The organism is Trujillonella endophytica (assembly GCF_900110555.1).
GTDB classification, from domain to species: domain Bacteria; phylum Actinomycetota; class Actinomycetes; order Mycobacteriales; family Geodermatophilaceae; genus Trujillonella; species Trujillonella endophytica.
Map to the genome: position 1 here is coordinate 146,042 of NZ_FOEE01000013.1, position 6,820 is coordinate 152,861.

Below are 6,820 nucleotides of genomic sequence, written 5' to 3' on the forward strand. Positions count from 1 at the left end.
CCGCCACTCCCACCCCCGTGGCGGGCCCCTGCAGTGGGCCCATGACCGGCTCGAATGACGACGATCTGGGAGACCCCGTGACGACGCTCTCGGCCGCACCCGCCCTGCCCGCCCCCGACCCGCGCGACCCGGAGGACCGGCTCTCGCGGTTCTTCGACCCGGGGTCGATGGCGCTGCTGGCCGCCCGCGACACGTCCGGGGCGATGGCCGCCCGGGGCACGGTGGCCGGCAGCCCGGCGATCGCCTTCTGCACCGACGCGACCGTGATGGGCGGCGCGATGGGGCTGGACGGGTGCCGGCACATCGTGGACGCGATCGACGCCGCCCTGCGCGAACGGGTGCCGGTCGTCGGCATCTGGCACTCCGGCGGCGCGCGGCTGGCCGAGGGCGTCACCGCGCTGCACGCCGTCGGCGAGGTGTTCGCGGCCATGGTCCGGGCGTCGGGGCGGATCCCGCAGATCTCGGTGGTGCTCGGCCCCGCGGCCGGCGGCGCCGCCTACGGTCCCGCGCTCACCGACCTGGTGATCATGGGCCCGGCCGGCCGGGTGTTCGTGACCGGCCCGGACGTCGTCCGCTCGGTCACCGGGGAGGACGTCGACCAGGAGACCCTCGGCGGCCCCGACACCCACGGGCGGCGCAGCGGCGTCGTCCACGTCGTCACCGACACCGAGCCGGCCGCGCTGGAGACCGCGCGCCGCGCCGTCGACCTGCTGGCCGCCCAGGGCACCTTCGCCGCCGCCGACGACGAGCCCGACGACGACGTGGGTGCCCTGCTGCCCGAGCAGCGGCAGCGGGCCTACGACGTGAAGCCGGTGGTGTCGGCCGTCCTCGACGAGCCGGGCCTGGAGATGCACCCGCGGTGGGCCCCGAACGTCGTGACCGTGCTCGGCCGGCTCGCCGGGCGGACCGTCGGCGTGATCGCCAACAACCCGCTGCGGCTCGGGGGCTGCCTGGACTCGGCGTCGGCGGAGAAGGCCGCCCGGTTCGTGCGGATGTGCGACGCCTTCGGGGTGCCGCTGGTCGTGCTGGTCGACGTGCCGGGCTACCTGCCCGGGGTGGGCCAGGAGTGGGACGGCGTGGTGCGCCGCGGGGCCAAGCTGCTGCACGCCTTCGCCGAGGCCGTCGTACCGCGGGTGACGCTGGTGACCCGCAAGTCCTACGGCGGCGCCTACATCGCGATGAACTCCCGCTCGCTGGGCGCGACCGCGGTGTTCGCCTGGCCCGGCGCCGAGGTCGCCGTCATGGGCGCCAAGGCGGCCGTGGGCATCCTGCACCGCAAGAAGCTGGCCGCCGTGCCGCCCGCCGAGCGCGAGGCCCTGCACGCCCAGCTCGCCGAGGAGCACGAGCGGATCGCCGGCGGGGTCAACCGCGCGCTGGAGATCGGCGTGGTCGACGAGGTGGTCGAGCCGACCCACACCCGGCGCCGGCTGATCCGCGCGCTGGCCGACGCGCGCCCGGGCCGCGGGGCCCACGGCAACATCCCGCTGTAGCGCCTCGACCCCGGAGACGACGAAGGGCCCGGCACCTGAATGGTGCCGGGCCCTGCCGTTCTGACCGTCCGGGCGCCGCTTCCCCGACGACGCCCGGACGGTCTGGTTCCAGGTTACGACGGCGGGCCGCTCTGGTCCCCGGTCGCGACCGCATCGTGATCGACGGACCCGCTCCCCCTCGGGAGCGGCTCAGACCACCTGGTGGAGCCAGGTGATCGGGCTGCCGTCGCCGGCGTGGCGGTAGACCTCGAGGTCGGCGTCCCAGGCGGCCCCCAGCAGCTGGTCGACGCCGTGCCGGAACGCCTCGGCCGACGTCGCCGTCGCGGCGAGGTGGCGCAGCTGCTGCTCGGTGACGACGAGGTCTCCGTTGGCGCTGGTCGGCGCGCGGAAGACCCCGTGCCCGGGCACGTAGGACATGCGCTCGCCGTCGTTGCCGTGGCTGGCTTCCTCGGTGACCTCGAAGCGCAGCATCGGCCACGCGCGCAGCGCGGCGACCAGCTTGGCGCCCGTTCCGGGAGAACCGGACCAGGCCACCTCGGCACGGTAGGAACCATGCGCCGCGGGCTGGTCGGCCCACGACAGGGAAACCGGCGCGCCGACGACGCGCTCGAGCGCCCATTCGACGTGCTGGCACAGCGCCTTCGGGCACGCGTGCACGAAGACGACACCCTGGGTAGACCGTCGCTGCACGGGGTACCTCCATCGATTCGATCGGTCTCGTCTTCCCCAACGGACGATCGATTCGGTGACAGGCTGTGTTCGCGGTCGGCAACTCAGCGGTGCGTCGACCAGTGTGCACGATCGCACCCCGGTCGCGCCAGCCCGGATGAGGCGGATGGGTCACATGTGACTGTTGGTGACGAATGCGACCACTCGTCGCAGGTCAGCGGCCATAGCACGGGCGAAGCGACCTGGTCCAGCCGCTCCGCGCTGGGTGCGTGACCGCCACCGTCGCATGCGCACGGCGCGTCGTCGCAGCGACACGCCGCGTGGTGCCGGTCGGCGCTGCCGTCACACTGAGTGATCGACCGAGGCCCCGTCGAACCGGACCGCGCTCGGTGGCCCCCCGATCCGATTCCCCCCGGCGGCCTTGGCGCGGTACATGGCCTGGTCGGCCCGCAGCAGCACCTCGTGGTCGTCGTCCCCGGCGCGGACGACGGTCAGGCCCACGCTTGCGGTCACGCCCACGGAGCGGCCCACCCGGGCGATGCCCTCCCGGATCCGCTCGGCCAGCCGGGTCGCGTCGCCGGGCTCGGGGACCGCCGCCAGGACGGCGAACTCGTCGCCGCCGAGCCGGGCGACGGTGTCGGTCTCGCGGACCGCCGCCGCCAGCGCCGTGGTGACCGAGCGGAGCACCGCGTCGCCGGCGGCGTGGCCGTCGCGGTCGTTGACGGCCTTGAAGCCGTCGAGATCGACGAGGCAGACCACCGTCGACTCCTCCGCCGCCCCGCCGATGGCGGCGTGCAGGCGGTCGAGGAAGGCGCGCCGGTTCAGGCAGCCGGTGAGCGGGTCGGTGGCGGCGAGGGTCTCGTGCGTGCGCAGCAGCAGGGTCAGGCGGTCGTAGGCCTCCCACTGGTTGGCCGAGGCCATCGCGCACAGCATGGTGAAGGCGGCCATGACGACCGCGACGAACAGGCCCGCCGTCGAGGGCTGGGGCAGCACGTCGACGACCAGATAGGAGACGACCATGACGCTGCCCATCGCGACCACGCCCGCGGGCTGGAACGCCGCGGACATGAAGCCGAGGGTGAGGAACAGCAGGACGATCAGCGCGCTGTCGGCGCCGCCGTCCATCCGGGTGCCCACGACGACGAGCACGGTCGTGGCGCCGCTCCAGGCGTAGAAGAGCACCGGCCCCCGGGCGTCGCGCATCATCGCCGGCAGCGGGAGCAGGAGGACCAGGGGCGACCCGAGGATCGCCAGGGCGGCGGCCGCGAGGAGGACCGGGTGCATGCGGCCCGGGGTGGGCGTGAAGAGCGCGTACCCGACCGCGGCCAGCGCCGCGACCTCGGTGAGGAGCACGCCGAGGCGGACGTGGTGGACCCAGTAGGCGACCCGGCCGTCGTCCTCGGCCAGCGGCCGGTAGAGGGAGCGCCGGACGGCGGCGCCCACCCGTAGAAGCACGCGCGGAGGCGCGTCAGCGGCCCGGCGCCGCCGTCCCGGGGGTGGTGTCACTCCATCGAGGTCGGCGCGCGGCGTGCCCGGCTTGACGGGCGCCTCGCTCCCCCGGGTGAGAGACCAGCGCCACGCCTGCCGGCCGCGCCGGCGGGTACGGCCCCCCCATGGCCCGACGCGAGACCAGCGCCACCGCGCACGGGATGGCCGACGCCGGCCGCGCCGAGGTCGGCGCCATGGTGCTCGCGGCCTGGGACGCATTCCTGAGCCAGGCCGAGGCGGTCGACCTCGACCGGCGCACGCGACTGCCCGGCTGGCGCGCCCAGGAGGTCTGCGTGCACCTGGGCTGCTGGCCCGACCACACCGCGCTGGCCGACCTCGTCGCGTCGGCCCGGGCCGGCGGCGCCGGCGAGCCCCCGGACGTCGACGGCACCAACGCCCGGGTGACGGCGGCCCACCGCGACGCCCCGCGCGAGGAGGTGCTGGCGGCGCTGCGCCGCAACCGGGACGCCACGGCCCGCTACCTCGCCGAGGAGCCGGTCGAGCTCGACACCGCCCCGACGGTGGCCACCGTCGGCACCCTGCCGCTGCTGTCGGTCGTCCTGGGCCAGGCCTACGAGCTCGCCGTGCACGGACTGGACCTCGTGCCCCTGGGCGCGCCGCCGGTGCCGGACGACGTGCTGCAGGCGGGGCTCGCCGCGCTGGCGGACGTGACGGGCGCACTGGCGGCGTCCCTCGGGATTGCCGGCGGCGTCACGCTCGGCACCCCCGATGGCGGCTGGGCGTTCGTGTCGGACGACGACGGTTGGACGGTGCGCCGCGTGGCGCCCGGCGAGCGAGCCGGAGCGGCCGTCGAGGCACCGGCCGACCTGCTGCTCGAGGCCGCCTCGGGGCGGGTGAACCCGGTGACCGCCCTGGCCCGCCGCAGGCTGACGGTGCACCACGTCGGCGGGCTGCTGCAGCTGGCGCCGATCGTCTCGGCGGCCCCGGGCATCCCGGGGGGCCCGATCCTGGCCCTGGCCGCCCGCACCCTGGGCGGGGCGGGCGGCCTCCTCGGACGGCTACGCGGCCGCCGCTGAGGTCGGGACCGACCTCAGCAGGCGCCGCCCAGCGAGATCCCGAGCGCCGACAGCCACGGCACCGGGTTGACCCGGTTGGCGTAGAGCCCGCCCTGGTGCACCTCGAAGTGCAGGTGGGGCCCGGTCGACTGGCCGCGGTTGCCCACCTCGGCGATCTGCTGGCCGGTGGTGACCACGTCGCCGGCGGCGACGAAGAACCGGTTCACGTGGCCGTAGACGGTGATCGCGCCGCCGGCGTGCTGCACGTAGACGGCCAGGCCGAAGCCGCTGGCCGGGCCGGCCTGCAGGACGACACCTCCGGCGGGGGCGAACACGGGCGTGCCGATCGGCGCGGCGATGTCGACGCCGCTGTGCATCGTGCCCCAGCGGCTGCCGTAGCAGGAGGTGACCCGGCCCGTCGTCGGGGCGACCGCCCCCGCGGCGACCGCGAGGGTGTCCGGCCGCGCGGCCGCCGCGACCCGGGCGGCGTAGGCGGCCTCGGCGTCGGCCACGCCCTGGAGCCGGAGCAGCTCGACCTGGGCGGCGTGCAGGCGGGCGTCCAGGTCGGCCCGGCGGGCGCTCAGCTCGTCGAACTGGGCCTGCGCCCCGGCCAGGTGCTGCTCGGCGGCGGCCGACGTGTCGTCGGCCACCTGCCGGGCCCGGTCCTGCTCGGTGACGGCGACCCGCGCCGCGGCCTCGGCCTCGGCGACCTCCACCTCGACGTCCTCGAACTCCTGGAGAACGTCGGACCGCTGGTCGCCGAGCACCTCCAGCGTGGCCGCGCGCTGCAGCATGTCCTCGGGGCTCTCGGCGTCCAGCAGCACTGCGGCGCCGCCGTACACGTCGCCGGCGCTCATGTAGGCCTCGCGGCCGACGTCGGCCACCTCCTGCTCGGCCTCCACCACGGCGGCCCGAGCGGCGACCAGCCGGGCGGCCGCCTCGTCCGCGGCGGCCTGCGCGGCGGCGAGCTGGGCCCGGGCGACGAGCGCCGCGTCGGCGGCGGCCTCGGCCTCCACCGTCATCCGCTGCAGCTGCTCCTCGGCCTGAGCGAGCTCGCCGGTGACGGCGGCGACCTCGGCCGCGACCGCCTCCTGGGCCGACCGTGCGGCCGCGACGTCGTCGGCGGGAGACGCGGCGGCCGGTGCGGCGGACGTGGCGAGCAGGGCTCCGGCCGCGGCCGTGGCGAGCAGGACGGCGCGGAGGCCTCGCGGGCGGGAGGAGGAGCGGTGCGGGCGGTGCAGGGGCGCCAAAGCGGCGGCTCTCCGTTTCTGCGGTCCGCCGGGCCGGGAAGGACGTCGTCCCTCCCGCGTGCCGCTGCCCCCGTGAGCACGTGCGACCCCGGGACGGCAGGTCCCGGACGCCCCCGCGGGTGGCGGGGGCGGATCGGCGGGGCCCGCCGGGGTCCCCGGGGAGCGGGGAGCGTGGCCCGGCTGAGCCGCGAGCGACGGTACCTGTGTTGCGGGTGTGGGTCACGGGGCGATAACGACGGCACCGCGCGGGCTCCGGACGGCGGCGGGGTGACCTGCGCGGCGGCGGCCGGACCCGGCCGGCGAGTGACCAAGGGCACGTCCGCCGCGGCCGCCCGGGGGCTCCCAGGGCCCGGCCCCGCCGGCGTCCCGGGGCGTGGCAGGCTGTCGGCGCGACCGGTCGGCGCCGGGCGCGGGGCGGTAGCTCAGCCGGTCAGAGCATGGGACTCATAATCCCTGGGTCGTGGGTTCGAGCCCCACCCGCCCCACACCGCCTGTGTGTTGTTTCGCCTGATGCTTGACCACGGAGCTTCGGGTGAGCCGTGACAGTGTTGCGGTTGATGGTTGACAGCTGTTTCGGCTGATCCTTGACGCTCCCTCGATGAGGGAGTTGAGCGTGGCGGAGCAGCGCTATCGGGCGGTGTTGGCGGTGATCGCCGAGGGCCATCCCGTGAGCTCGGTGGCTCAGCAGTGGGGTGTGTCCCGGCAGACGGTGCACGCGTGGCTGCGGCGGTATGAGGACGGCGGGCTGGAGGCGTTGGCCGACCGGTCGCACCGGCCGGGGTCGTGTCCGCATCAGATGTCGGCGGTGGTCGAGGCAGCGGTGCTGGAGCTGCGGCGGGAGCACCGGGCGTGGGGGCCGCGGCGGCTGGTGGTGGAACTGGTTCGCGGGAAGGTGATGCCGCTGCCG

General features: G+C 76.1%; 6 protein-coding genes and 1 tRNA gene. 4 read left to right on the forward strand and 3 right to left on the reverse strand.

All coding sequences use genetic code 11. From position 1 onward, the window contains the following. The first annotated feature begins 41 nt into the window (after window positions 1–41). Entirely contained in the window at window positions 42–1,490 is a 1,449-nt protein-coding gene (locus BMY88_RS18695) for an acyl-CoA carboxylase subunit beta (protein WP_091947103.1), read from the forward strand. Between the two features lie 189 nt (window positions 1,491–1,679). Here the strand turns inward: BMY88_RS18695 and BMY88_RS18700 are convergent, their stop codons facing one another. After that, entirely contained in the window at window positions 1,680–2,180 is a 501-nt protein-coding gene (locus BMY88_RS18700) for a DUF3145 domain-containing protein (RefSeq protein ID WP_091947106.1), read from the reverse strand. A gap of 321 nt (window positions 2,181–2,501) precedes the next feature. Then, a complete protein-coding gene (locus BMY88_RS18705; protein WP_091947108.1) occupies window positions 2,502–3,602 on the reverse strand; it encodes a GGDEF domain-containing protein in 1,101 nt (366 codons plus the stop codon). Window positions 3,603–3,772: 170 nt separating this feature from the next. Between BMY88_RS18705 and BMY88_RS18710 the strand changes: the two genes are divergently transcribed. Then, window positions 3,773–4,684: a maleylpyruvate isomerase N-terminal domain-containing protein gene (locus BMY88_RS18710; protein ID WP_091947111.1), complete on the forward strand. Its 912-nt coding sequence runs from the start codon at window positions 3,773–3,775 to the stop codon at window positions 4,682–4,684. Window positions 4,685–4,698: 14 nt separating this feature from the next. Here BMY88_RS18710 and BMY88_RS18715 read toward each other — a convergent pair whose 3' ends face one another. After that, window positions 4,699–5,913, reverse strand: a complete 1,215-nt coding sequence (locus tag BMY88_RS18715) for a M23 family metallopeptidase (RefSeq protein ID WP_091947114.1) — start codon at window positions 5,911–5,913, stop codon at window positions 4,699–4,701. Between the two features lie 411 nt (window positions 5,914–6,324). On the opposite strand from BMY88_RS18715, the gene BMY88_RS18720 reads away from it, so the two are divergent. Further along, window positions 6,325–6,398 (forward strand) — tRNA-Ile (locus BMY88_RS18720). 113 nt (window positions 6,399–6,511) lie between these two features. Further along, the coding region (locus tag BMY88_RS18725) for a helix-turn-helix domain-containing protein (RefSeq protein WP_139220484.1) at window positions 6,512–6,820 on the forward strand (309 nt) is incomplete at its 3' end.

Bases quoted from the DNA above. Each gene is read 5' to 3' on its own strand.
- BMY88_RS18695 (WP_091947103.1), top strand. From the start codon at position 42: ATGACCGGCTCGAATGACGACGATCTGGGAGACCCCGTGACGACGCTC.
- BMY88_RS18710 (WP_091947111.1), top strand. From the start codon at position 3,773: ATGGCCCGACGCGAGACCAGCGCCACCGCGCACGGGATGGCCGACGCC.